Origin of the sequence: Pleionea sp. CnH1-48 (assembly GCF_024124665.1) — a bacterium.
GTDB lineage: Bacteria > Pseudomonadota > Gammaproteobacteria > Enterobacterales > Kangiellaceae > JAMXSB01.
On the sequence record NZ_JAMXSB010000014.1, the window covers coordinates 166,612 to 192,128 of the forward strand.

General features: G+C 42.7%; 33 protein-coding genes. 12 read left to right on the forward strand and 21 right to left on the reverse strand.

Translation table 11 applies throughout. The features are described 5' to 3' along the window. Window position 1: 1 nt before the first annotated feature. The 3 genes from NH399_RS20405 to NH399_RS20415 are packed head-to-tail and all read right to left on the reverse strand — an operon-like array spanning window position 2 to window position 690. Window positions 2-196 carry a hypothetical protein gene (locus tag NH399_RS20405; RefSeq protein WP_253043043.1) on the reverse strand — a complete coding sequence of 65 codons (195 nt, stop codon included), beginning with the start codon at window positions 194-196 and terminating at the stop codon, window positions 2-4. A gap of 51 nt (window positions 197-247) precedes the next feature. Beyond that, complete coding sequence (locus NH399_RS20410; RefSeq protein ID WP_253043043.1) at window positions 248-442, reverse strand: hypothetical protein; 195 nt, start codon at window positions 440-442, stop codon at window positions 248-250. Window positions 443-492: 50 nt separating this feature from the next. Beyond that, on the reverse strand, window positions 493-690 hold the full coding sequence (locus NH399_RS20415; RefSeq protein WP_253043044.1) for a hypothetical protein: 198 nt from the start codon (window positions 688-690) through the stop codon (window positions 493-495). Between the two features lie 522 nt (window positions 691-1,212). Here NH399_RS20415 and NH399_RS20420 point away from each other — a divergent pair. Both NH399_RS20420 and NH399_RS20425 read left to right on the forward strand, forming a co-directional pair. Beyond that, the gene (locus tag NH399_RS20420; protein WP_253043045.1) at window positions 1,213-1,512 is read left to right on the forward strand and encodes a hypothetical protein; all 300 of its coding nucleotides are present in this window, start codon (window positions 1,213-1,215) and stop codon (window positions 1,510-1,512) included. Between the two features lie 50 nt (window positions 1,513-1,562). Continuing rightward, window positions 1,563-1,913 carry a nuclear transport factor 2 family protein gene (locus NH399_RS20425; protein WP_253043046.1) on the forward strand — a complete coding sequence of 117 codons (351 nt, stop codon included), beginning with the start codon at window positions 1,563-1,565 and terminating at the stop codon, window positions 1,911-1,913. Window positions 1,914-1,930: 17 nt separating this feature from the next. On the opposite strand, the gene NH399_RS20430 is transcribed toward NH399_RS20425, so the two are convergent. Continuing rightward, a complete protein-coding gene (locus NH399_RS20430; RefSeq protein ID WP_253043047.1) occupies window positions 1,931-2,140 on the reverse strand; it encodes a helix-turn-helix transcriptional regulator in 210 nt (69 codons plus the stop codon). Beyond that, window positions 2,140-2,589, reverse strand: a complete 450-nt coding sequence (locus NH399_RS20435) for a hypothetical protein (RefSeq protein WP_253043048.1) — start codon at window positions 2,587-2,589, stop codon at window positions 2,140-2,142. The genes NH399_RS20430 and NH399_RS20435 overlap by 1 nt, the downstream gene beginning before the upstream one ends. A 305-nt stretch (window positions 2,590-2,894) precedes the next feature. On the opposite strand from NH399_RS20435, the gene NH399_RS20440 reads away from it, so the two are divergent. Next, a complete protein-coding gene (locus NH399_RS20440; protein ID WP_253043049.1) occupies window positions 2,895-3,758 on the forward strand; it encodes a GGDEF domain-containing protein in 864 nt (287 codons plus the stop codon). A gap of 329 nt (window positions 3,759-4,087) precedes the next feature. Continuing rightward, window positions 4,088-4,825: a DNA -binding domain-containing protein gene (locus tag NH399_RS20445; RefSeq protein ID WP_253043050.1), complete on the forward strand. Its 738-nt coding sequence runs from the start codon at window positions 4,088-4,090 to the stop codon at window positions 4,823-4,825. A 10-nt stretch (window positions 4,826-4,835) separates the two neighbouring features. On the opposite strand, the gene NH399_RS20450 is transcribed toward NH399_RS20445, so the two are convergent. The 4 genes from NH399_RS20450 to glyQ form a co-directional block, all read right to left on the reverse strand. Beyond that, complete coding sequence (locus tag NH399_RS20450; protein WP_253043051.1) at window positions 4,836-5,831, reverse strand: GGDEF domain-containing protein; 996 nt, start codon at window positions 5,829-5,831, stop codon at window positions 4,836-4,838. An 83-nt stretch (window positions 5,832-5,914) separates the two neighbouring features. Beyond that, window positions 5,915-6,469: a D-glycero-beta-D-manno-heptose 1,7-bisphosphate 7-phosphatase gene (gene gmhB / locus NH399_RS20455; protein ID WP_253043052.1), complete on the reverse strand. Its 555-nt coding sequence runs from the start codon at window positions 6,467-6,469 to the stop codon at window positions 5,915-5,917. 47 nt (window positions 6,470-6,516) lie between these two features. Further along, entirely contained in the window at window positions 6,517-8,592 is a 2,076-nt protein-coding gene (gene glyS, locus NH399_RS20460; RefSeq protein ID WP_253043053.1) for a glycine--tRNA ligase subunit beta, read from the reverse strand. Continuing rightward, window positions 8,589-9,506, reverse strand: a complete 918-nt coding sequence (glyQ, locus tag NH399_RS20465) for a glycine--tRNA ligase subunit alpha (protein ID WP_256489717.1) — start codon at window positions 9,504-9,506, stop codon at window positions 8,589-8,591. The genes glyS and glyQ overlap by 4 nt, the downstream gene beginning before the upstream one ends. Before the next feature lie 722 nt (window positions 9,507-10,228). Between glyQ and NH399_RS20470 the strand changes: the two genes are divergently transcribed. From NH399_RS20470 to NH399_RS20495, 6 genes are all read left to right on the forward strand, one after another. Then, complete coding sequence (locus NH399_RS20470) at window positions 10,229-10,510, forward strand: hypothetical protein (protein WP_253043054.1); 282 nt, start codon at window positions 10,229-10,231, stop codon at window positions 10,508-10,510. A gap of 166 nt (window positions 10,511-10,676) precedes the next feature. Continuing rightward, window positions 10,677-11,057, forward strand: coding sequence for a VOC family protein (locus tag NH399_RS20475; protein WP_253043055.1), 381 nt, complete (start codon window positions 10,677-10,679; stop codon window positions 11,055-11,057). Then, the gene (locus NH399_RS20480; RefSeq protein WP_253043056.1) at window positions 11,054-11,401 is read left to right on the forward strand and encodes an antibiotic biosynthesis monooxygenase; all 348 of its coding nucleotides are present in this window, start codon (window positions 11,054-11,056) and stop codon (window positions 11,399-11,401) included. The genes NH399_RS20475 and NH399_RS20480 overlap by 4 nt, the downstream gene beginning before the upstream one ends. 6 nt (window positions 11,402-11,407) lie before the next feature. Then, window positions 11,408-12,094: a YafY family protein gene (locus tag NH399_RS20485; protein ID WP_253043057.1), complete on the forward strand. Its 687-nt coding sequence runs from the start codon at window positions 11,408-11,410 to the stop codon at window positions 12,092-12,094. Continuing rightward, a complete protein-coding gene (locus tag NH399_RS20490) occupies window positions 12,081-12,653 on the forward strand; it encodes a DNA-3-methyladenine glycosylase I (protein ID WP_253043058.1) in 573 nt (190 codons plus the stop codon). The genes NH399_RS20485 and NH399_RS20490 overlap by 14 nt, the downstream gene beginning before the upstream one ends. Before the next feature lie 8 nt (window positions 12,654-12,661). Beyond that, window positions 12,662-13,633 carry a phosphotransferase family protein gene (locus NH399_RS20495; protein ID WP_253043059.1) on the forward strand — a complete coding sequence of 324 codons (972 nt, stop codon included), beginning with the start codon at window positions 12,662-12,664 and terminating at the stop codon, window positions 13,631-13,633. Window positions 13,634-13,682: 49 nt separating this feature from the next. Here the strand turns inward: NH399_RS20495 and NH399_RS20500 are convergent, their stop codons facing one another. From NH399_RS20500 to NH399_RS20520, 5 genes are all read right to left on the reverse strand, one after another. Further along, window positions 13,683-15,119 (reverse strand): hypothetical protein, encoded by a 1,437-nt coding sequence (locus tag NH399_RS20500; RefSeq protein ID WP_253043060.1) that lies wholly within the window; start codon window positions 15,117-15,119, stop codon window positions 13,683-13,685. Beyond that, window positions 15,116-15,991: an ABC transporter ATP-binding protein gene (locus NH399_RS20505; RefSeq protein ID WP_253043061.1), complete on the reverse strand. Its 876-nt coding sequence runs from the start codon at window positions 15,989-15,991 to the stop codon at window positions 15,116-15,118. Before NH399_RS20505 ends, NH399_RS20500 begins: the two co-directional genes overlap by 4 nt. Continuing rightward, window positions 15,988-16,386: a GntR family transcriptional regulator gene (locus tag NH399_RS20510; RefSeq protein ID WP_253043062.1), complete on the reverse strand. Its 399-nt coding sequence runs from the start codon at window positions 16,384-16,386 to the stop codon at window positions 15,988-15,990. Before NH399_RS20510 ends, NH399_RS20505 begins: the two co-directional genes overlap by 4 nt. Window positions 16,387-16,395: 9 nt before the next feature. Continuing rightward, complete coding sequence (locus NH399_RS20515; RefSeq protein ID WP_253043063.1) at window positions 16,396-16,605, reverse strand: hypothetical protein; 210 nt, start codon at window positions 16,603-16,605, stop codon at window positions 16,396-16,398. A gap of 211 nt (window positions 16,606-16,816) precedes the next feature. Then, a complete protein-coding gene (locus tag NH399_RS20520) occupies window positions 16,817-17,413 on the reverse strand; it encodes a histidine phosphatase family protein (protein WP_253043064.1) in 597 nt (198 codons plus the stop codon). A gap of 141 nt (window positions 17,414-17,554) precedes the next feature. Between NH399_RS20520 and NH399_RS20525 the strand changes: the two genes are divergently transcribed. Next, window positions 17,555-18,265, forward strand: coding sequence for an alanyl-tRNA editing protein (locus tag NH399_RS20525; protein WP_253043065.1), 711 nt, complete (start codon window positions 17,555-17,557; stop codon window positions 18,263-18,265). Between the two features lie 47 nt (window positions 18,266-18,312). Here NH399_RS20525 and sigJ read toward each other — a convergent pair whose 3' ends face one another. Beyond that, entirely contained in the window at window positions 18,313-19,194 is an 882-nt protein-coding gene (gene sigJ / locus NH399_RS20530; RefSeq protein WP_253043066.1) for an RNA polymerase sigma factor SigJ, read from the reverse strand. Window positions 19,195-19,356: 162 nt separating this feature from the next. Here sigJ and NH399_RS20535 point away from each other — a divergent pair, with 162 nt between their 5' ends. After that, a complete protein-coding gene (locus tag NH399_RS20535; protein ID WP_253043067.1) occupies window positions 19,357-19,875 on the forward strand; it encodes a hypothetical protein in 519 nt (172 codons plus the stop codon). A gap of 54 nt (window positions 19,876-19,929) precedes the next feature. Here the strand turns inward: NH399_RS20535 and NH399_RS20540 are convergent, their stop codons facing one another. From NH399_RS20540 to NH399_RS20565, 6 genes are all read right to left on the reverse strand, one after another. Further along, entirely contained in the window at window positions 19,930-20,346 is a 417-nt protein-coding gene (locus tag NH399_RS20540; RefSeq protein WP_253043079.1) for a VOC family protein, read from the reverse strand. A gap of 204 nt (window positions 20,347-20,550) precedes the next feature. Continuing rightward, window positions 20,551-22,314 (reverse strand): monovalent cation:proton antiporter-2 (CPA2) family protein, encoded by a 1,764-nt coding sequence (locus NH399_RS26025; RefSeq protein ID WP_253043068.1) that lies wholly within the window; start codon window positions 22,312-22,314, stop codon window positions 20,551-20,553. Between the two features lie 165 nt (window positions 22,315-22,479). Beyond that, entirely contained in the window at window positions 22,480-23,226 is a 747-nt protein-coding gene (locus tag NH399_RS20550; RefSeq protein ID WP_253043069.1) for a metallophosphoesterase, read from the reverse strand. A gap of 32 nt (window positions 23,227-23,258) precedes the next feature. Further along, window positions 23,259-23,579, reverse strand: coding sequence for a DUF6122 family protein (locus NH399_RS20555; protein WP_371876109.1), 321 nt, complete (start codon window positions 23,577-23,579; stop codon window positions 23,259-23,261). 383 nt (window positions 23,580-23,962) lie between these two features. Beyond that, window positions 23,963-24,835, reverse strand: coding sequence for a DUF3365 domain-containing protein (locus NH399_RS20560; protein WP_253043070.1), 873 nt, complete (start codon window positions 24,833-24,835; stop codon window positions 23,963-23,965). Window positions 24,836-25,067: 232 nt separating this feature from the next. Beyond that, the coding region (locus tag NH399_RS20565) for a hypothetical protein (RefSeq protein WP_253043071.1) at window positions 25,068-25,517 on the reverse strand (450 nt) is incomplete at its 5' end.

A 25,517-nucleotide genomic window follows, 5' to 3' on the forward strand; every position in this document is an offset into this window, starting at 1 on the left:
CTTACTTAGCTTCAATTCGGTCAAGAGTACGGCAACCGCGGCTTAATGTGCTCCACTCGTTCGATTGAACGGTGCCACAATCGATGCTGTCGGTACTCCAGTCAGCGGCACGGCCACCCGCTACTTGTGCTAGCTCTTGTAAACCCAATACTTTCATCTGGTCGTTGTTGATAGCGTTATCTTTTTTGTTGTTCATGATGTTTTCCTATTTATTAGTTAAAAAGTTGTTGGTTAAATGAACTAAAAATTACTTAGCTTCAATTCGGTCAAGAGTACGGCAACCGCGGCTCAGTGTGCTCCACTCGTTTGATTGAACAGTGCCACAATCGATGCTGTCGGTGCTCCAGTCTGCCGCACGGCCACCGGCTACTTGTGCTAATTCTTGTAAGCCCAATACTTTCATCTGGTCGTTGTTAATTGCGTTGTCTTTTTTGTTGTTCATGATGTTTTCCTATTTATTAGTTAAAAAGTTGATGGTTCAGTGGACTAAAATTACTTGGCTTCAATTCGGTCAAGAGTACGGCAGCCACGGCTTAATGTGCTCCATTCATTAGATTGAACGGTGCCACAATCGATGCTGTCGGTACTCCAGTCAGCGGCACGGCCACCCGCTACTTGTGCTAATTCTTGTAAGCCCAATACTTTCATCTGGTCGTTGTTAATTGCTGCTGTTTCGTTGTTCTTTTTCATAATGTGTTTTCCTTATATGTCGGTGCGAAATCGCACATCTAAGTAAGTTTTGTTTGTTGTCTGTGTTGACGAGATGAATGTTACGAGCTGGCAGAAAATACGTCTTTCACAGCATCGACAAAGGCGATAGCCGGAGCGACAGAGGCAGAATTTGTTAGCAAAATACGTTCAAAAAAAGTAACCAGAACGACAAAAAACACGACGACTAAAGACTATTTTTTCTCTAACTATTTGATTATTAAAGAGAATACATTTTCTTGGTGAGTGTCTATTAAATGACCAGAAGCTAGCCCTAAAAAAGATGAGATTTGATGAGTTTTGCTAAAATAATTATTTGGCTTAAGCGTTTTTATACTGAGCGTGTCGTTATATTTAAACTGCGCAAGCGGCTTGATTCACTTTATTGATGATAGAAAGAGTGGGGCGGAGTTCGCTTATCTTTTAATCACAGATTTTTTCATCTGATCCAACAATCAGAGAGGCAATAGAATGGAGTTTTATGACTTTTTTCAGAACTTTCGAATGAAAGAAAATAAGGAAAAAATTCGTGCGGTGAGTATGAAATCATCGATCAACGAGTCGGATCTTAAAGTTTTGCAAGATAAGGTTGATCATCTTTCTCTTGTTTGTCAGGCGATGTGCGAATTGTTAGAGCAGGTGGGGTTTGATAAAACCATGCTCGCCAAGAAGATACAAGAAATTGACTTACGAGATGGCAAGCTGGATGGTAAGTTTTCGCAAAAGAAAACCTGCCCGCAGTGTGAGCGAGTGGTTGCTGCTCGTCATATAAGGTGTCTGTTCTGTGGAACTGAGACACCCTAGCCAACGGTTGGATCTATACTTCGTGGATAACTGAAAAGCGGGGGAGCTATATGACTTTTGAATCTGAAAAACTGGCACGAGCCTGGATTGACGGGTGGAATGCAGGGAAGCCAGAGACTTTGCCTTTGGCTGAGAACTTTACCCATACCAGCCCACTAGGAGTATTAAGTGGGCGCAAAAAGTATCTCGATAAGATTATCCCTATGGCGGCTAAGAATGTAACCACACTCAAGATCATCAGAATGCTAAGTCGAGAAGGCGAGACTGCCATGATCTTTGAGATGGGAACACCTAATGGCCCTGTGCAGGTAAGTGAATGGATAAAAACTCATAAGGGTGAAATCACAGAGATCACTTCATTTTATGATACCTATCACTTACCCCATAGAGAGACCTATTAAAGCCTTGATAATAAGGGTCATTTTTCCAGATAAAATAACTCTTCTACTGTCACTTCAAATGCTTCAGCAAGCTTGAGGGCCAGAATAGTCGACGGGATAAAGACTTTATTTTCTATCGTATTGATCGTTTTACGTGTCACGCCGATGCGCTCTGCCAGGTCGGCCTGAGTGTATTTTTTTTGTGCTCGATATTCTTTAAGGCGGTTACCTAGAAGCTGATCGGCCATTAATTTGCCCCCCAGTCATTCTTTAACTCAAGCGCAGCAAAGTAACCAATAGGAATGATGGCACCGAGCGTTCCGACAACCTGTAAAGCAGAAGCGATATTAAAAGACCAAAGATCGGTGGCCAGATAAAGCAGCCAAACTAAGATAAATAAGCACGTGAATCCTACACTAAATGCTTTCGCTCTATTCTTCTCAGTCAGCTCGTCATTGAGCGGATCAATGGCTTTAGCCCGCTTAACTTTTCGCGAAAAAGCAAAAATAAAATAACTGGCGATAATCCAACACAGGCCTCCTATCATCTTTAGGCCGATGAAGAGATGAGTCATTCCTTCCTTGTTGGTTTGGAGGGTATTTTCCAAAACGCTTGCAAACTGCCATAAGCCAAATGAAAAAGCGGCAAATATCAGCATTCGTACTCGATCTCTTACTAATTTATCAACGTCATTCATGTTTAATATCTCCTTTAAGTCACCTACAGGTTACATTTTATGTAACCTGTAGGTGACTTGTCAATATGAGTGAATGACGAGCTGGTGATAAAAGCACACGATTAGCAATTAAATATATCAAAAGAGAATAAATTTCTGTTAAGCTAGCAGCTTGGAATGAAGGGACAATAGTGTAAATGGATATTTTGTTGCGAGATATTTGGTGTATTCCTGAGCATTTAATCTATGTATCATAGCGTCCCTTTTTTATACCTGGCTTAGACCACTAAAAACGTACTGATAGGTAAGTGACATTGCAAGGCGATATGGCAGAGAGTTTCCACTGTCTTTTTCAGTTGATCGAAGATTGCATTTACATTCATGATCTGGATGGACATTTTATTGCCGTTAATAAAGCGGTAGAAAAAATGTATGGCTACTCACCTGAACATTACATTGGCAAAACACCAGCAGACTTTGCGGCACCTGGCCTCAATGATTTAGACAAAATAAAGCTGCATTGGCAAAAATGCCTGGAGGGGGAAGCCCAGCGATTTGAGTTTTGGACACAAACCGCCAACGGTCATGTTTACCCAAAAGAGGTGATTATTAATCCGGGAGTTTACTCCGGTGAGCAGGTGATCATTGCGGTATCCAGAGACATTACCAACCACAAGCGTTTAGAAGAAAAACTCAGAGACTTGGCAGATAAGGATCCATTAACTGGACTGTATAATCGCCGAGTGTTTTTTGAGTTGGCAAATAAGTCTCTGCAATTTAGTCAGCGTTACCAACAACCTATCTCATTAGTCATGATCGATATCGATCACTTCAAGAAGATCAACGATACCTTTGGTCATCCCATTGGCGATAAAGTTCTGGTTGAGTTCAGTGATCTCTTATCGTCCAGCGCCAGAAAGTCCGATATTCTGGCACGTTTTGGTGGCGAAGAGTTTGTTGTATTGATGCCCAATACGGCTCAGGATAATGCCGTTTATTGGGTTAAAAATTTTCGTCAGGAATTAGATGCTTTTTGCATTGATGCCGAGTTGAGTCCCATTAATATAACAGTGAGCGTTGGGATTGCCACTAACCAGGAAGGTGGTCATCTTGATGAGCTAATCAGAATTGCAGACAGCGCACTTTACCACTCTAAAAATAGCGGCAGAAACAAATTTTCTCTGGCCTGATCAGGTTCCAGCCACTTTGATTATCTCATTAATGGCTCTTAATTAAAGGGTTTGTCCATATAAAAACTCTGGCATTTTGGGTTTGAGCGATAGGGACGCTGATTGTTTTTTATTAAGCCAAACTAAGAAAAATGGGTTATTTATAGCCATTTCTTGCTACTTTTTAAGCAAAATACGCTTTTTGGCAGGATATTTCACAAATCTGGCGTGATTTTACTAACGGACTTTTCTTTCTATTCCCTAATATTTACCTCTCATATCGTCTTCGAAGTAACACCTGAAGTACGAAGGCAACAAGCTTATGATTCATTAGTAGAAGGAGAAGTGTGATGATGTCATTGGCAGAGAGTAAAGCGACCACAGCGTGGGAGTTTTTAAGAAGGAATGAAGGCTACCAAAAGGATTGGGAAGATAATGGGTGTGCTAAGCGCTCAATTGTGTCGGAATTTCCATTTCCTGTTATTCAACAAACGGAAGAAGATCTAAAAGCGGAACAGTGGGGGATCCTGGCCTACAAAGATCCAGCGGATACCTGTGTTGATCACCTGTTTTGGGATGGAGAGCGCTCTGGTCGATGCTTACATTCTTATGAAGGCAATAGCGCAGACAATTGCGAGTTTGATCTAACAAAGGTCGACGGGAAGATTTCGGGCATTTTGCTCATTAATGGAAAATTATGCATCAATATAGACAATGGATTTGAATTTGTTCAGCTGCTTATTCATCGGCCTCAGTCATTTGATATACAAAAGCCTATCGGTTTGAGTTTTCCGATGAGTGCCAATGCCACTAAATCGATTTCGCTGGTTAATCTGGCTAATCGGGTTTTGTTAGGCAAATCAACGGCGCGTTCCACCTATAGCAGCAAATACATTGAGTACCTGAATTATCTAAAATTATATCAGGAAGGAAAAAGTCATCGAGAGATAGCTCATGCATTTTATGACCGTGAGCAAGTTGATTATGAGTGGACCCCTGATAGCCGCTTGCGTGCCAAAGTTCGCTACTGCATTTCGAAGGCTAAGCGGTTATCCAACAAGAACTATCACAGCATTATTAATCTATAACAGCGAGTGATTATTTCTCCAGCTTGACTTGATTTCGACCATTCTGTTTAGCCCGATAAAGGGCTTTGTCTGAACGATCAAACAGGCTATGAAAGTTGTCCTGCACTTTAAACTCAGATAGGCCAAATGACATAGTAATACCGGAGATAGGTTTGTTGGTGGATTTGTTGATAAAGTTAAGCTGCGCAATTTTCTGGCGAATATTATCCATCAGTTTTAACGCATCTGTATCTCGAGTTGAGGGAAGAATAACAACGTATTCTTCTCCTCCGTAACGGCTGACGACATCGGTTCCTTTAAGATGGGTAGTTAAAGTATTGGCAACCAGTTTGATGACTTTATCGCCAATAGAATGACCATATTGATCATTAAAGTTCTTAAAGTGATCGATGTCGGTCACTACCATGGTTAATGGGTAGTTTTCTTCTTTTTCTAACAGTGACTTAAACTTCAGTTGTAATGCGCTACGATTGAGTAATCCTGTTAGCTGATCATGGTTGGCTTGTCGCTCAAGTAGCGTGAATTTCTTTTGCAAAACACGGACATCGGCCATGGTTTCGCTTAGCTGATCTTCAAGAGTCGTGAGAGAAGTGACAACGTTTTCGGAGCGCTCCATGAGTTTGAGCACCAGATCGACCGCTGCGTCAGTGTCTAGCTCGTGAATTTTCAGTTTGGCTTCTATCAGAAAGGTTTGAAATGCTTTTAGGTGAGAATGGGTTTCGTTGATGGCTGAGTGAGTGCTATCAACGATGCCAGTGACTGAGCGATTAAATCGATCAACATCAATATATTCGGCGAGGATGAACTCTTTGAAAAGAAGGTTAATAGCATCTTCGTCTAGTTGGTACTTACTTTCGAGGTAATCGATTCGTTCAACCAACATTTCGAGCTGCTGCTTTTTGTATTCATAAGCAACAGAATAGGCGACGGGTATAGCGGGTAATTGTCTATCCCGAAGCCAGGTTAATGCTTGCAGTGAAAAACGACCGACAGCCTTATTGTCCATGTAGACACTCGAAGATTAAGCTCATCCAGTATTTCTTGGTAAATAACCTTATAAGGAAACAATAGCTTAAAGTAGTGGGCTTTTCACTGTCTTATTTCTAATAGCCAGTCTACAAAGGCGGCCAGGTCTTTAAACACCGGGATGTTCGAGTCTGGGCTGAGTTTGGCCTGTGTTCGCTCGCCTTTGCCTGTCAGTACCAGAGCGGGCTTGCATCCAGCGTTGAGTGCGCAGTCCAAATCACTTTTGGAGTCACCGACAAACCAGGTTTGAGCCGGATCGGCGGCAAATTGCTGCAACAGAGATGCGGCCATTCCAGGCGCAGGTTTGCGTCTATGAGTGGCTTGATCTGGGTGATCTGGACAGTACTCTAATGCATCGATATGAGCACCGTGTTGAGCCAGAGCCTGCTCCATCTTTTTGTGCATCATGGCCAGTGTGGCGTGATCAAAATAGCCTCGGCCAATGCCTGACTGATTGGTAGCAATTCCAATTTTGTAACCTGCCTGATTAAGCCGAGCAATGGCTTTGAGGCTGCTGTCGATAGCAATCCATTCGTCAGGTGATTTGATATAGGCGTCAGAATCCAGATTAATGACGCCGTCTCGGTCGAGAATAATGAGAGGAGTGTGTTCGTTCATAATTAAGCGTCAGCTCGCCGGAGTAGCAGGCTACTCCGGCTGGTGAGTTATTTTTGCAATAGCGAGATGTCGGCGATAGCGATGAACTGCTGTCGAAGTTGATTCAATAGTGCCAGGCGATTATTACGGGTTTTTTCGCACTCAACATTGACCATTACCTTAACAAAGAAGTTATCAACAGAGTTTTTTAGCGAAGCTAATTGCACTAAAGCACCTTCGTAATCGGCATTGTTAAGATGGCCTTTTACCACATCATCAATGTTGTTTAATTTGTCGAACAGGGCTTTCTCTTCGTCTTCGCTAAAGAAACTCGGATCCACCTTCAGCGTTTCTACTGCCACATCACTCTTAGCCAGAATATTACTGACTCGTTTGTTAGCGCCGGCTAATACTTCTGACTCTTCCATCGCGTTAAATGTATTCACAGCGTGAATACGGCGATCGATGTCGAGTGGAGTGGATAAGCTCAGAGCGGCAACCGACTGAATCACCTGCGCGCTGATTTGATTATCCGCATACCATGCCTGGCTTCGTGCAGCAAAGAACTCGAGCAGTTGTGATTGAGTGTCTGCCACTAAATCGATAGCGCCCATCTGACTCATGGTAACCTCAATCAATTCAGCAAGATCGATGGCAATGTGTTTTTCGACCAACAAACGCAATACACCGAGTGCTGCACGACGTAGAGCAAAAGGATCTTTGGCACCAGTAGGTGCCTGACCAATGCCAAAAATACCCACTAAGGTATCCATTCGATCCGCCAAAGCAACGGCTGTACCTGTGGTTGTTTCTGGGAGCTTGTCGCCAGCAAATCGAGGCATGTAAATTTCGTCCATAGCCTGTGCTACGTCAGCATGCTCACCATCTTGCGCTGCATAGTAACGACCCATAATGCCCTGAAGCTCTGGGAATTCGTACACCATCTTGGAGAGTAGGTCGCACTTACTTAACTCAGCTGCTCGTGCTGCATGAGTCGTGTCTGAACCTTGTTGGCTCGCGATCCACTCGGCAACAGCCTTGACTCTCTGTGTTTTATCAAATAGGGAGCCTAGTTTATTCTGGAAGACAATACCTTTTAATTTCTCAGTATATGAGGATAGTGAGTGCTTGCGATCTTGATCGTAGAAAAACTTTGCATCGGCCAAACGTGGGCGAATCACTTTTTCATTTCCGGCGATCACGCTGGTTGGGTTGCTGCTTTCTATGTTGGAGACGGTAATAAAGTGAGGCAACAAGTTGCCTTGCTCGTCTTCCAGGTGGAAGTACTTTTGATCCGCAGCCATAGTGGCTATCAAGGCTTCTGCTGGAACTTGTAAAAAGACATCGTCAAACTTACCCATCAGTGCTACCGGCCACTCAACAAGAGAAGCGACTTCTTCTAATAAGTCTTCTTCGATAACAGCTGTACCCTTAACGGATTGAGCGAGTTCTTCAACCTGAATGCGGATTTTGGCTTTACGAGCCTCAAAACATGGGTTGACCTTTGCTTCCAACATTAAGGCTTCATAATCAGAAGGTGTAGGAATGGTGATGGCTTCTGGGGCATGAAAACGATGCCCAAAAGATTGGTTGCCTGATTTCAACTCTAATAGTTCGGCGTTGACGATCTGATCGCCCAGCAACATAACCAGCCAGTGAGGAGGACGGATGAACTCAGCATCACTGTTGCCCCAGCGCATGGCTTTTGGGATAGGCAGACGAGATAGGGCAAACTTAACGGCTTCGGGTAAAATTTTGCTAGCTGATTCTCCCTCTACTTTTGCCTTGTAACCCAGTCTCTGACCTTTAGGCGTATCGAGCTTTTCTAGTTCAGATACATCAACACCACAAGATTTAGCAAATCCCGTAGCAGCAGGTCTAGGTTGGCCATTGTCGTCAAACGCGGCAGCGACAGCTGGCCCTAATCGCTCAACCACTTTGTCTTCTTGTTGAGTCTGTAGATCCAACACACGAACGGCTAACCGTCTGGGCGTTGCAAACCACTCACTGTCAGTAAAGCTCAGCTCGTTGTCACGTAAGCTGGCAATCAAATTATCATGGAATGCCTGTGCCAGTTTGGTCAGTGCTTTGGGTGGGAGTTCTTCTGTTCCTAACTCTACCAAAAAATCTTCAACTTGCTTCATTTTGCCTCCTGCTGCTGGCAAATTGGAAAACCTAATGCTTCTCGCGAATGGTAGTAAGCTTCGGCTACCGCTCTGGATAAAGCTCTGACTCGTAAAATATAGCGCTGACGCTCAGTCACAGAAATGGCGTGTCGTGCATCTAACAGATTAAACGCGTGAGATGCTTTCAAGACCATTTCGTAGGCAGGTAATGGCAGGCCTTTCTCAATTAATGACTGGCTCTCTTTTTCGCAATAGTCAAAGAAACCAAATAAGTAGTCTGTATCGGCATGTTCAAAGTTATAAGCCGACATTTCTACTTCGTTCTGATGGAAAACATCACGATAGGTGACTTTACCTTGAGGACCTTCGGTCCAGACCAGATCAAATAGGTTGTCGACGCCTTGCAGATACATAGCGATGCGCTCAAGACCGTAGGTTATTTCACCCGTTACAGGACGACACTCCAAACCACCTACCTGTTGAAAGTAGGTAAATTGAGTAACTTCCATACCGTTAAGCCAGACTTCCCAGCCTAATCCCCAGGCTCCCAGAGTGGGTGACTCCCAGTTATCTTCGACAAAGCGAATATCATGCTCAAGAGGATCAATGCCTAGCGTTTTCAAAGAACCAAGGTAGAGCTCTTGAATGTTTTTAGGAGAAGGTTTTAATACAACCTGGTACTGATAATAGTGCTGCAGGCGATTCGGATTGTCGCCATAGCGACCATCGGTAGGACGACGGCAAGGCTGCACATAAGCTGAATTCCATGGTTCAGGGCCAATTGCTCGTAGAAAGGTGGCGGGGTGAAAGGTGCCGGCACCGACTTCAAGATCCAGAGGTTGAACGATGACACACCCCTGATTGGACCAATACTCCTGAAGCGCCATGATTAGACCTTGAAAAGTCTGGGGCGCGCTTGATATTCCAGCCAACGTGGTTCTCCTGTTAATTTGACAGCACTGATTGTGGCAAAGTGGCGATTATATCAGGGCTTGGCGGGGGTTCCTATGGGGTAAATTGTGAAGCAAGTAATACCGTTGCAGCAGAGGAGAGGATATTAGAGAGCCAATGGATGAAATGAAGTGAAATAGTCTATTTTTTGAGCATGATAAGAGAGCAATATAGAACATTAAAGGTGAGTTGTTAATGTTTACCATTGACCAAAATGAACTCAATTCTTAAAATTGTCGGGTCTTTCGGTTCCTGCTACCAATGAGGTACTTTTGGGGGGCAGAAAGATAGGTTTATGGTTTGGATATTTTTATAAAGTAGATGGACTGTTTGGCATGGAGTTGCGCTTTTGATGGCTTTGTCGGCTTATGAGTTGATGAAGGATAGCGAAAGAAAACGGCTACGGATAATATCAAGAGAATCCACTTATTTGGCTTGTTATTTGAAAAGATAAACTTTATAAATTACTTGTTCCTACTATTTAGGGGCGGATGAGTACTAAAACCACACTGATAAAATTAGAACAAGAAGATCGGTTTTATGGGTTGGTTTGTAGACGTTCGAACTCAACAAGGATGGTTGGATAGCTGAGCAAAGGAATTTTTACTTCACTAGGGATTAAGTGGGTAAAACAAGCTTTAAGGAAACTGATTGTTATCGATCAGAAGGGATCAATATTGTTAAATGAAATTGAGGTGATTGTGTGAATACGCAAGAGTGTCTTCCTATTAATCAAAAGGAAATCGAAATGTTGTTGGAAGCTGGCGTTATTGTTGATTTTACGCTGAAGTTTTCAATTGAAAACAAAGCTTATAAAGGCTTTATCCACTATAACGACGGTGCGGTTATTCGTCAGGTTTATACCAAGCGCAAAGAGCAACGTTGTTTTAAAAATCTGGATTCTGCTATCAAATGGGGCCATGACATGGGGTTGAGAAGTGTTAACTTTTCGATGCAGTTAAGTGATTATCGCTCTAGAAAGTAGTCTTCATACCCAATCAGGGAAGTGTCCACTTCCCTGATCCTATCTTTGAAATCATTAATTTTTAACTTGCCTGAAGGGTTGGCGATAATGCCAGACTACTGACATAATGCTGTCAGTAGGGTGTCAGTATACTACTCATAAACCGACACCCATCTGGAGAAAATTTATGATTCAGCAACTCGCAACCACTATCTATAACGTCTCTGATTTATCGCGAACAAAACAATGGCTTGCTCAAATATTCGAGATAACTCCTTATTTTGACGAACCTTTTTATGTTGGCTACAACGTCGGTGGGTTTGAGCTGGGGCTGTTACTTGATGAAAGCAACGACAACCCATCACGGCATCATCCCGTACTCAGCTATTGGCGCGTTGATAATCTGGAAGCCAGTTTAGAGCTGTATCAAGGACGTGGCGCAAAGATTGGAGAGCCTTTGCAGGATGTGGGTGGCGGAGTCAAAGTAGCCTCTATCCTTGATCCTGATGGTAATCATGTTGGTCTTATTGAAAATCCAGCATTTACCATTGCTGGAGTAGGGCAATGACAGAATCTATCGTCCGGGAAGTGATCCATTATCGAGTAGCGCCTGGTTTAGAGGAGGGTTTTTGCTCGGAGCTTTTACCCAGAATGCGTTTTTTGGTAACTCAAATGAGCGGTTGTCTGGCGTTTGAAACGCTGGCCGATATTGATAAGTCGAATCATTATATTGATATTGTTACCTGGCAATCGAGAGCAAAGTTATTACAAGCGCAACGTATGCTGACTGGAGTTGGAAGTTCCGGTGATCACAAGGAGTTTCAATCTTATCGACAGATTTTAAGTCGCCAGCAACTTAATCACTTGAGTGATTGGTGTCATGATGAAAGTCACTGGCAGGAGGCCAGTTGATATTTTATGAGAAGAGCCGATCGATTATTCCAGATTGTTGAGATTTTACGTGATCGTCAGTTAACGACTGCTGCGTATCTGTCTCAGCGACTTGAAGTAAGCGTGCGAACGATTTATCGAGACATTCAAGATCTGCAAGCATCTGGAGTGGATATTGAAGGCGAAGCGGGGGTTGGGTATCTGCTTCGCCATTATGATTTAGCTCCACTTATGTTTAATGCGGGCGAGGTAGAAGCTTTGGTCAGTGGACTGCAAATGGCCAAGGCATGGATGGACACTGACTTAAGTGACCATGCTGATAAAGTATTAAACAAGATCGAAAAGATTTTGCCACCCTCATTAAAAAATCATATTGCTGAGCTTTATGTGCTTGCGCCTGACTTTCATGTTCCAGAGGAATTGCGGCGTCCGATGGCAACACTAAGACATGCTATTCGTCATCGGCGTAAAGTAAAAATAGACTACCGGGATGCTGAAAAAAAGCAGAGTCAAAGAGTGATTTCTCCTTTGGGATTGGTATTTTGGGGGCAGACCTGGACACTGGTAGCCTGGTGCGATCTGCGGGATGATTTTAGAAGTTTTCGATTGGATAGAATAATTAACTTCGAGCAGTTAGCGCAGCGTTTTAACTCTGAACCTGGCAAACGACTGCAGGACTTTTTGCAAAAGGTAAAAAATAATGACAATTGTTAGATGTAGTTGGTGCGGTGATGACCCTCTCTACGTTAAATATCATGATGAAGAATGGGGTGTGCCCGTTTACAATGATCGAGAGTTATTTGAAATGCTCTTGCTGGAAGGCGCTCAGGCTGGATTAAGTTGGATCACTGTATTAAAAAAGCGTGCTCACTATCGCAAAGTTTTTCATCGTTTTAATATCAAAAAAATGGCTGCAATGACCGACGATGAACTTAATGAGTTATTGCAAGATCCTGGTATTATTCGTAACAAGCTTAAAGTGTTTGGCTTTCGAAAAAACGCTCTGGCCTATCTTGAACACTTTCCAGAGAAAGGCATGTTCAGTGATTTCATCTGGTCGTTTGTTGATGGTAAAACCATCGTCAATCACCTTGGATCGTTAGATGAAGCTGTTGCAACCACTGAGCAATCGGATGCTATGAGCAAAGCGTTAAAAAAATTAGGATTTACATTTGTTGGTTCGACGATATGTTATGCGTTTATGCAAGCTGCGGGACTGGTAGATGATCACGTAACGGATTGCTTTAAACATCGTTCTAATAATAAAGGATAGTCGTATTCATGTTGTTACCAAAAGAATATTCCTATGAACAGGTGTGTTCTTTTTTAGATAAACCTGGGTTAGACAGTTGGCTGCCCGCATTGGAGTTTATCAAACAGAAGCACGAATTAAAATTTGATTCCATTCATCGGATCAGCAAAGGCGGTAATGCACTTTTCGCCTGTGGTCCTGACCTCATCGTGAAATTGGTTCCTCATCATTGGCGCTATCAAGCGGATGCAGAAGTAGTGGGCCTGCAACTGGCGGCACAACAGCCTTTGTTGTTATCGAGCGCTGAATTAAATACACCAGACCTATTAGCTTATGGTGAAATGGATGGCTGGGTCTATTTGGTTATCAGTCGCTTAGAAGGCGCGAGTTTGGGAGATGTGTGGGATGAACTCGCAGAAGTTGATAAGCAAAGTTTGTCTTATCAAGTTGGAGCGCTGGCCAGGCAGATCCATCAGCTACAGGTAGAGACAAACAATCCGATTGCGGTCGATTGGCATCTTTACTTAAAGAAACTGATCGCTGAGTCCTACGCCAGGCATAAACGTAACCAACTGGCTACTCCTTTATTGGAAACTTGTCAGGAGTACTTGTCTGCGCACAAAGGCTTTTATGACACTCAGGCACCTTGCCTGATCCACATGGACCTACATCAGGATAACCTGATGGTGCAACAGCAGAATAGTGGTTGGCGCTTATCTGGCGTTCTTGATTTTGGTGATGCAATTATTGGTTGTGATCCTTTACTGGAATTGCTTACACCAATACTGTTTTTAGGGCAAGGACAGAGAAAAAGAATCGAGGCGGTTATTCAAGGCTACGGTTACAATCTGAATACTATTAATGATGAGTTTCAGAAAAAGTGCTTAGCTTATATGCTAATAAGACCCGCCAGTAATTTAAATTATGTAATGGATTATGCGGGAGTAAAAGGCAAACGAAACAGCTGGCAAGATATTGCTGACCAGCTGTTTCCTATTTAAAAACCAACGGCTAACAGTATGAAGATAATAATGATAACGATGATTGCCATTAGACTATCTCTAATCCATTGTTAATGTAATGACGTGTCGTGATAAAGCTGATCAATACTGCGGTTATGGCTACCAGAGCTGCGGCAATAAACGACAAGCTCATGCCAGAGTATATAATCGCCACGACTAAAATTACTGACAGTACTCGAGATAAAGTGTTGATGATGACATTAGCCAGCTTTTTCGGCTGAAATAAAAATATGTTATAGGATACAACAAGATCAATGGTTTTAATAAACACCGTTGAACCTAAAACCATAATAGAAAACGAAAGGCTGGGCTGAGTGATTGCAAGCACAAGTCCTAAACTCAGAATAGAGTGCATCATCTCTTTAAGTACTCGAAAGTGTGCCAGTCTAATCATAAGTCGAGCAAAGTTAGATTTTCCTTGAGCGATGGGCAGGTATGAAAAAAATCCTGCTCGCTTCTCTATATGGCATAGTGAGTCTGTGCTGCTCAATGAGAAGCTGGCAATAAGAACAATAGCAACCAGATCCTCGAGGCGAAAAATCATTTTGTCAGTCTCGCCTTGAGTAAACCCATCTACAAACCCTCTGATAGCTGGCTCAAGATTGCCTGTGGCCGCCAAAAGAATGAGTGGAACAACGAGGAGCCAGCGATAAAGGTTATCTCCGCTCAATCCGACACTCGGCAAAGCCGCGTTTAGCTTGCTAACTAAGTGTCGTTTTGCGATCTTCTTACTTTCCAAGTTATAGCGAATGCGATTAATCCAGTCAAAAGCGGACTTAAACCAACGAGAATGGTAATAGCTAAAAAACTCTTCCTGAAAATTTCTTGGTGCTTTTTCTTTACCTTTACATAGTAGATGCATTGGCTTCTTGCTAAGAATGTAAGTATTAAGAGCCAGAGACAAAACTATGATAAGCACCAATATAAAGGAAACAAAGAGATCGTTAATACCAAAGTAAGAAAAGTCGGTTGCGTTTTTGGCTGGTATTAACCAAAAGACGGCTAGAGAAAGAACCATTAAAGAAAGGATAAGTCGATATCTTTTCTTCAAAAAATTAATGCCAAAGGTTGCAAGAAATAGTGCCAGTGCAAAGAGCGAACTAACCAGGAAGGTACCCTCAGCAATATAAGCGACTGCGAAAATCGGCACTAACGCAATACCAATAATGAGTGTCGTAGACTTAATAAGTAAGTTTCTAAAGTTCGGCAAGCTATCGTTGTACGGCTGTAGTAAAAAAAACTTGATGGTATGAGAAATAATTCCCGGGGCCGTAATCGCCATGACCATTAACATAAGATCAGGAATAACATGCCTTGCTCGATTAGATGCTTCTTGTTGGTCACTGACTAGATAGACCATAAAAAATACAAAAGCCATAAAAAAGACTTCTAGCACAAAAGATACCGAAAGCTGCCATTTAGAATGACGTACTATGGCTCTGAATAATGTACGCTCAGGACTCATTGGTGGCACTCCACAAAAATATCTTCTAGACTCATCTGCTCGATACGAAGGCTGGCATTAAGGCTTTGTTCAAGCTCTGAAATATTCAACTCAGTGAGGTTTTCAACAGTCACTTTAATCTGTTTACCGCTACGTTGCTCTTTGAGTACTTTGGCAAGCGGCAGAGTTTCGGGCACTTGATCGTTACATTGAATATGTATGCGGGCAATGTTCTCTTTTAAGGTGTCGATATCGCCCTGAAAATAATTCTTCCCCTCTTTAAGTATCATAATTTCTGCTGCAACACGTTCTAAGTCCGATGTGATATGAGTAGAAAAAATAATGGTGTTATTAAAATCCAAATTGATATCAATGAGTTCTTTGATAAACTCTCGTCGTGCTAATGGATCGAGGCTGGCTACCGGCTCATCCAAAATAAGCAGCTCTGGTTTGTGCGCCAGGGCTAGTATGATTGAGAGTTTTTGCTTTTGACCGACCGACATATCTTCGATGACTTCCTTGCTGTTGATCTTCCAGTCGTTGAGTAATCGGTTGGTTAGCTCATCATCCCATTGGGTGTAAAAGGATTTTGTATAGCTAATAATTTGATGAGCTGTCATCCAGGGCAGTAGATCGGCTTCTTGAGACACGTAACCAATTTTATCTTTACATTCGATGCTTAGATTATTGCTATCTTCATTAAAGATAAGGGAAGTGCCTAAGTTAGCGTTATATTGTCCCATTAATGTTTTTAACAGCGTCGTCTTGCCTGCACCATTGTTGCCTAGAATGCCTATAACCGATCCTTCATTGACAGCAAAGTCCAATTCTTGCAGTACTTGTTTATTACCAAAGCTTTTAACTAACCCTTGTGTTTTTACAACTGTGTTCATTTGGCTTCCTTAATCAACTGCTTAAGCAACTCAAAAATTTTGTCTAATGGGATATCTAACTGACGAGAGTCATTGATGAGTTTTTCCAGACTGGGCTTTAATAATTCCAATCGTTGATTCACATCTAACATTTGATTTTGGGCTGTTGATACCACCATACCTTTACCTCTTTGTCTTTCTAAAAGTCCTTCAGCTTCTAGTAGGCTGTAAGCCTTTGAAATCGTCATTGGATTGACTTCCAGCTGGCTAGCAAGGTGCCTAACTGAGGGGAGATTTTCTCCCGGTGATAAATGATTACTGGCTATCACCTGGCGCACTTGTTCCATGATTTGTCGGTAGATTGGAACCCCCGAAGAAGGGGAGATTTCCATGTTAATTAGATCTGAATCTGTCATTAAGATGTCCTACCAACCGAGTAAGTTCGTTGCTGCCCATTGAACTACATTAATTGCAATACTGGCTGGCTGCTCTAAAACCGGAGCATCTTGTATCGCCAGTTCTGGTAGAACCAGGATGGCAGCAATAGTAAGACACCCTCTTGTATAGAGACTGCGAAGTTGTCGTTGATGCTTCCTGTAGCTTGTAGTGACTCTGATAGATAAAAAATCGTTCATTGTCGTTTCCTCGAAATATCTGGTGTATTAATACTATAATACAGTTATACACTAAGGCAAGTATTTTATGGCTGTTTTTTGATCGCTGCATACGCAGACACTCTTAAGATATTGATATTATTGACTATTAGTTGCAGATGAAGAGATAGGCAGACACTAATACACCGGAGTGTATTAGTGTGATCCAGAAGGGTGTATGGGTTTGAGTGTATTACTCTGCTAGTGCTAATTGACCGCTTGATAACCGTAAAGTGAGCAAATGGCCATTTTTGACGCTGTCGAAAGCGTTCTTTTCTTCATAAACAGAAAATAGGCTTAGCAGGCAGCGCATCGCTTCGCCATGGGTGACTACCAGAATCTTTTGCGCAAGATGTTGGCTCGCAATGTCTAACAGGGCCTGGTGTATTCGGTTGGCGCAATGTGTTCCTGACTCTCCATTGGGTGGACTAAGCTCATTGACGCGTTCGAATACTTGTTGGAATAAAGGATCTTGCTGTAAATCATCCATCAGTTGACCTTGCCAGTCGCCGAAATCTCTCTCTTCTAAAGCAGTCACTTGCTGATGCTCACACTCAAGCCATCGTTGGCAAATCTTACTACTGCTAACGGCTCGACCAAGCTGACTACTGTAGATTTTTTGTATACCTAAACTTGTAAGACTTTTAGCAATGTCCTCGATCTGTTGTTCGCCCTTTTGAGTGAGCGGGCTATCTCCACATCCTTGCAGTTTGCGTTGCGTATTCCATTCGGTTTGTCCATGTCTAACCAGATAGATAGTGGTGACTTTGTTGGTTTCTTCTTGGTTCATTGCTTGGTCGGTGTTGTTGTGAGTGATGGTGAGGTTACCTTAATCGGAAAATTTTTTCGAATACTCCCAGAATGAATAACTTGAATTCTAACGACAGTCCTTTTAGTTTGTTAAAGATTCTACGGACCAGGAGAATGATTGATGACGATAAAGCTATTTCAGGAAGATGCCTATCTCAAAGAGTGTGAGGCAAAAGTTATTAGTATTTCAGACCAAGGCATTGAACTGGATCAAACGATTTTTTACCCTCTCGGCGGTGGCCAGCCCGGTGATATGGGGTGCCTTTTAACGTCTTCGGGAGAGTCTATTGATATTGTTGATACGCGTAAATGCAAAGAGAATGCAAACAGTATTCGCCATATTGCATCGACCGTTCCAGACACTCTAGCCGTGGGCGATACCGTTAAAGCCGTTATCGATTGGGATTTGCGTTATCGCTATATGCGTACTCATACCTGTTTGCATTTGCTCGGCGCATTACTTAAGTTTCCAGTAACTGGTGGAAGTATCAGCAAAGAAAAAGGTCGTCTGGATTTTGATATGCCTGAATCCCCAGACAAGGCTGAGTTGACTGAACAGATCAATGCCTTAGTTCAACAAAATCGACCATTGGAATTCTCCTGGATCAGCGACGAAGAATTACAGGCTAATATGGAGCTGGTAAGAACCATGTCGGTAAAACCACCGATGGGAGCAGGAAAGGTTCGTTTGGTGAACATTCCTGAAGTCGATTTGCAGCCCTGTGGTGGCACTCATGTTCGCAACACCAGCGAAGTGGGTCAGGTGTTGATCAAAAAAATAGAAAAAAAGGGCAAGCAAAACCGCCGAGTTAATTTGGTGTTAGTGGATTAATATTCGACTTACCCTTTAGGGAGCTTAGTTAAAAGCTCCCATTGTCGTTATTCTTTTGCATTAAGCAAATGTTTCATCTTATTCGGATTACGTTGAATAAAAATTTGTGAAATCTGGTTTTTAGCGTTATGGGCCAGCGTCATAATGGCAATGATCTGGTCGCCGTCTTTAACGACAACAGCCCGTGATTGATTGAAGTCAGCCAGATTCCAGCTGTAGTTTAGCCAGTAACGTTGCAACTTTTTACCAATAAAGCGTAAGACTTTTTCTTTTCCTTCCAGAGATTCTAACAGCGCTGGTACCACACCACCGCCATCAGCCGTTAAGGTGACATCTTCGGTGAGCAGCTTGGCAAAATGTGTGGTATCTCCCGTACGAAGCGCTTGCTCAAAACTGGATAGGAGTGTTTCCTGTTGCTGAGTTGATAGTTGTTGGCGAACATGTTCGCGACCAATATGAGTTTTGGCTCGAGAGACTAATTTTCGACAGGCGACTTCGCTTACCGTGAGCGTTTTTGCAATATCAGAATAGCTTTGCTCAAGGAGTTCATGCAAAAGAAAGGCGGCACGCTCTTTGGGCGTCAGTCGTTCCAGCAATAGCAAAAAATCCGTCGTAAGAGAGGCAGCGAGCTCATGACTATGGTCATCGTCTTGAACCTGCTGAATGGGCTCGGGTAACCACGCTCCTACATAGTTGACTCTTGTTTTGTTTGCTGAGCGCAACATGTCCAGGCATCGACGCGTGCAGACAGTAGACAGCCAGGCTTTGGGATTATTAATACCCTGTGTGTCGCTCTTTATAAGCTTCAAATAAGTATCTTGTACGGCATCTTCGGCATCACTCACTGAGCCGAGTATGCGATAGGCCAGGCCCATCAATGTTGGGCGCATTGCTTCAAAGATATGAATCAAGTCAGTTTGCGTGTGCATGATTGTTCTCTGTACTGCTTTTTCATTCTTACTGAGAACGATTTAAACATTCCATTTGTGACATGCAAAGGTTATTTGTTGATATTTTTTTAGGTATGTCACAATCAACTTTGCTCTATCGTCAATACAGTATCGGTTAATTAAATATTGTAGGAAATGACGATGAATACCAATGACTATCTTACTGAAATCGAGCAGTTTGAATCACACTATAAATACGACACTACTTATATGAAGGAGCTTCTGGCTTCTTCTATTGACGCATACGAAGTCTTTGCTGGTTTTTTGCCTATGGCTCGACTTCGAGAGAAATTATCGCCCGAGGTATTCTGGGTGGCAAGATTGGCTGGCGTACTATCAGAAGATTGTGGCGCTTGTTTGCAGCTCAATATAAACATGGCTGCAGAAGCAGGAGTTGATGCTCAAATTATTCAGATGGCCGTGGGAGGAGGCAGTGAGCTGCCTTCTATTCTTAGAGATGTTTTTTACTACGCTCAAGCAATCAGTGAAAATAAGATACTAGATCCTGACTTAAAACAACGTATCGATGATCAATTTGATAAAGGACAACGGCTAGAACTGGGACTCTGCGTAGCCAGTGCTAAAGTGTTTCCAACGATAAAGCGTAGCCTGGGATTGACTCAGAGTTGTTCTTTGATGAGTTTTTCTTTTGATAGCTAATGAGTTTCTCGATGATCACAGCAGAGGCCACTTAATCTGTTGTGATCATTATGACTAAAATAACTCCAAACCCTGATAAGGTTTCTTGGCTATTGCGGCAAGTCGACTGTCGAGATCACCTACATGGATTTCTAATTTATGTTCGTCGGGATCCAAAATATAAAGTGACTGGCCTTCGCTAGAGTTTTGCTTCCATTGAGGAATGTCTGCATCGATAAGCTGTTTTGCTAAAGCGTCAAAATGATTCCTATCAATGGAAAAGGCAATATGGGTGTATTCTTTTTGATTGCTCTGTCGGTGTTCATCAAGACTTAGGCATAGCCAGAGATCGCCAAGAACCAGATAGGCGCCTTGATCCCAGCGTGCCCTGGGTGTGAAGCCTAACTGTTGAGTATAAAATTGAAAAGAGTGATCGAGCTGTTGGGTAGACAGGGTGATGTGACTTAAACCCGTTAACCCTGAACCAGACAGTATGGGTTTAACAAAATACACTTGTTTATGGCCGCGAGCTTCATAATCTTGCTGAGCGTTGTCGGCGTCTTCTTTATGTTCGAACTGAAACATCTCTATTTCGTTGGCGTTATCATCTAAACGAAACAGTGCCCACTTTTTCATCAGGCAGCCTCCATCTCTTAATCTATGTTCCAATTCAGAGATGGGGGCTGTTTTTTGGAATTACAACTCTTTATCTTTTTCGAAGAGCTGTGATAGTTCTTTACGACCTTCTTTGGCAATCTCTACCAGTTTATCCATATCATCAGAGTGAGCGACCTGTTGGTCGAGCAGCCCTTGATCGTGATGCTTAAAGACATTGACTTTGTATTCTGCCCGCTCGTTGCTATAACCTATTCCGGTCAATACATGTCGAGCCGCCGATAAGCCGCTGGCAAAGGTTTCTCGTACGATGCAGTCGGCACCCAACGCGCGTAATTTGAGTACGCTGTTTCTGTCTCTTGCTCGAACGACCAGTTGAACATCGGGGTAGTGTTCGTTAATTGTCGTCACAATCTTTTCTGCATCACTGGGATCATTCACGGCAACCAATACCAGCCGCGCGTGCTCTATTCCTGCAGCTCTGAGTAGATCCAATCGTGCAGCGTCGCCATAAAACACTTTATTACCAAAGCGTTTTACAAATTCAATATGCGCTGCGTCCTTATCGAGTGCAGTAAAGGGAATGTCGTTGGCTGATAAGATACGCCCAGCTATTTGCCCAAATCGCCCGAAGCCTGCAATGATAACCTCGGGCTCATCAATGTTTGACGTTGAGTCGTACTCTTTTTTGGAGCCAGAAGATTTGTCTGGCAACAACTCGAACAACATCAATATCGGCGCTGTAAATGCCATCGATAAACCGACGATCAAAGAAACATGGGCAGCGATGTTGGCATCAACAATTTTCAGATCCAGAGCCTGTGTCATGATCACAAAGGCAAATTCACCCCCTTGAGCTAACATCAAAGCAATGCGAATGCTGTCTTTACGTAATGCGCCTGAGAATTTCAACAATGCGGCGATGATAGCAGTCTTTAATGCGATCAGACATAAAGCTGCAGCAATCAGCAATAGTGGCTTTTCTAACAACAGCGGCAGGTTTAGATTCATTCCGATAGAAATAAAGAACAAACCCAGTAACAAGCCTTTAAAAGGCTCAATCTCTGCTTCTAGCTGGTGTCTGAAGCTGGAGTTCGCCAGCAGAATTCCTGCTGTGAAAGCTCCTAGCCCCATCGAAAAGCCCACTTCTTCCATCGTCAACGCGATGCCTAATACAATCAGCAAGGTAGCGGCGGTCATAATCTCGCTGCTGCCGTAACGAGCGATTAAGCGCAGTAGTGGATTTAGTAGATAACGGCCAGCAATCAATACGCCAATGATGCTGAGAGCAGCCATCCACCAGGTGAGGTGACTGGCATCCTGCTGTTGCTGCGACATGCTTTGAACAGTTAACAAAATGGGGATAACCGCAAGATCCTGCATTAACAAAATAGCAAAGCCACGCTGACCGATACCGGAGCCCAATAAGTCTCGCTCAGACATTAGTTGAATAGCAAAGGCTGTGGATGACAAAGCCAGAGCCAGGCCAATAACCACTGCAATGTTGGTTGGCTGATTAAAAATTAATAAGACAATGCCAAATACGGTAACGGCCGTCACGGCAAGCTGGCCGGCACCTAATCCTGCAATCAGGTTACGCATTTGCCAGAGTTTCTCTGGGTTGAGTTCCAGCCCTATCACAAAAAGCAGCAAAACAACGCCGAGTTCAGCAAAGTGGAGCACTTCTTCTGCTTGATCGATAAACTCCAGCCCAAAAGGGCCTATCACGACTCCCGCCACCAGGTAACCTAATATGGCGCCCAAACGAGCAACCTTAAACAAAGGAACAGCTATAACGGCCGCCGCAAGAAATATTATGGCATTAAAAATTGTATCAAACTCCACGTTGCTCGGGCCTCCATTGATGGTTTTGTATTAACTATAGTATATAGTAACCAATTTTTATTAAGAGTTTTGTTGTTTGAATATTTTTATTTTTCAATAAGTTAGTTAGTTGGTTTTTTCTGAGGCAAAAGAGCTGCCTTTGTTTAGTTGTTTTTTTATGGCTTTTTATACATTTATACAAAATTCTGGGTCAAAATCAGGGTTTTCTTGGTTGTAGTAGCCTTTGGGGTTACAGACAATCCGGCAACCATCTATAACGTATTTTGAACTGTTGTGTAAATGCCCATGTAACCAAAGAGATGGTTGATAGTGCTCTACTAGGGCACTTAAGTCAGAAGCATAGGCAGCTGTGGTCAACTCGCTTCGATAATGTTCTGCAACGGAAAGAATCGAAGGCGCATGATGAGTGACCACAATGTTGGTTTCTCCCTGATGTTTAAGCAGAGTTTCTTCTAACCATTTGCGAGAATGAAAATGAAAAATCGCCGTGTCGACTGAGCGCAGTCTAGAAAAACTGGGCGAGCGTCGTATTTTTCTATAATCATTCATGACTTGCTGGCAGTGATAACCAGCTACTTTAGCATCGCCAAACAACTCAAAATCGGTCCATAAAGTACACCCCAAAAAATTGTATACATCAATACTGACAAAATCCTGTTCGAGGATAAACACGTTTGGGGGGGCATAATGTTGTTTTAAATCTTTGAGCAATTTCGGGTAGGCCGATTTGTAGTATTCGTGATTGCCCAACACATAAATCACTGGCTTGTTTTTTATATGAGTCTTTATCCAATCAATGGCTCGATGTTTGGTGTGAATATCGCCAGCCAACACAACCACATCAGCATCGGTTGGTTGATATTCAAAGGGGGCAAACTCTAGATGTAAATCACTGAGCAGTTGGATTTTCATTGCTGGTGTCGCGAAAATTGAATGATGTTGAATTAGCTCAAGGTATACCAGGCACCGGTATTTACAAAACAATCCATAGAATCAAGAAGCATATGTATAACAAGCCCTACGCCAAGGGCGCGAGTTTTGCGAAAACCGCAAAGTATGGCATAGACGACCATGGCGGGCGGGGTATGTAAAGGGTGAAATCCAATACTGCACCGAGTGGGATCATAAATAGGATCAGCCAGTAGATGATCAATATCGATGATCATCGTTAACATCATGAGTAAGAAAGCCCGTTGCCAATGCTCACCAAAAAATAGCTTGGCGACAATCAGGGGGACTAAGAAGTGCAGTAGTAAATGAAAGATGGCTTGTGCTCATAGCGATCAAATGTGGAGGCTTATTATAAAGCCTTAGTTAATGATAAAACATGATTTAGCGATATTAAAAAAAGGCCAGTCTGCCTGGCCAACGTACATGTTGCATTCCATTTTTTGTTGTTGTTATTCGTGGGTTGAATAGAGCAAATCATAAACCGAGAAAAACCTTCTTTCCTACTTAAACTGGGGACGAAACCGGGAATAAATGTCAGGTTATCTCAACTTGTGGGTATGAATGAAAGCTAAGTCGGTGTTTGAACAAACAGAAGAGTTAGTAGAAGAGCACTCTTTAAAAAAGATTATTGAATGAATAGGTTTGAGAAAGTAGGGGAGAGCAATGAGCCACGACCAGCTGCCGTGGCTCGATAAAGTTACTCTAAAATTCTGATGGAAGAACTTAAACTTTGGCGCATACGGTTAAACGAAACAATCAGCTCTTCGATTTCGTCCTTATTGGCTTCTTCGCCTTCTTCTGGAAGAGTCACACTGTTGGTGCTGATCTCATTGGCCTCAAATGAAATTTGAGTAATAGGTCTAATAATCAGTTTTTCCAACATAATGTTTAAGACAACAAACAAGAATATGAAAATCCCCGAGATCATCAGCATAAACATGTTGAAAGCATCTTGGGCTTCTTGAATAGGAATGTCCATAGGAATAGAAATCATCTGTGCCCCAACGATTTCATCCAGTGTCCAGCCAAAGCCATTATCAAGACCGTACTTTTCGATCATGCTCTTAGGAGCCATTGCTGGCGTGCTATGACAGCTTAAACAAGCGGTATTTTCGATTTTTATAGGACGTGCGATATAAAGAAACTGGCCGTGGTCGGTGTCTTTGATGGTAATGGTTTCATCAATGCTTTGGTCATTAATAAATTCGCCAATGAGATCCGCTTCCCAATCTGTTGCTTTGTTTCTTGGGTTGGTTGGATTTAGCGTGGCTTCTTTATAGGTGTAACCGTTGTAGCTTTCTTTAATGCGCTGAAACGTCTCTGCTGCGGCAAAAGCCGGTACACTTTGAGGTAAAAACTCATTGTTATTAATACGTTGCAAGTGAGGACGCACTTGATCAACGGTGTAGCCGCGGATTGCTTTTGCTGATGCCATCATCAGCTCTGCATCACGGATAATGCCATTCTTTGCATTTTCATGCAGAAGTTGGTGCAAAAAGACGCCAGAAGCGACCAGCCCCAGAATAAAAGTAAATGACAATACCAGATTAATTCGTAACCTTAATCCCATTGCAGCTCCCAACTGATAACAAACGATTGGCTTGATTCAAGCGAAAGCGGATTTTAATGGATCGATTTAGCTAATGGAATCTTTAGTTGGTTTAATTTTAGCCAACTGGCAATATTTGCCGACTTTTCCATATTTTCTGCATATTTCGACCCAAATATCGATAATTTTAAGTGATTTTTATCTCTTTGTGAGTTTTGGGTTGCTGAGGTAATCCCCAAACAACCCTTCTTAACTAGCCTTTGTTTGAAAGGAATTCGGCTAGCTCTCTTTCGTCATCATTGCTTACATGAGGTTTAAAGTCATGGATATCTAACTCATCGTCAAGTAGCTCTTGATAACCATCATTACTTCCGATTGAGGTGTGATCATCAAACGTCAATTCTGTGTCTTGACGCTCAATACTGCCATAACCGGAGTGCTGGGTACTCAGTAACGGCGTTCGCTCATCGTCTAAAATTTCTTGATAGCCGTCATCACTGCCAATGGAAGTATGATCATCAAACGTCAATTCTGTGTCTTGACGCTCAATACTGCCATAACCGGAGTGCTGGGTATTCAGTAACGGCGTTCGCTCATCGTCTAAAATTTCTTGATAGCCGTCATCACTGCCAATGGAAGTATGATCATCAAACGTCAATTCTGTGTCTTGACGCTCAATACTGCCATAACCGGAGTGCTGGGT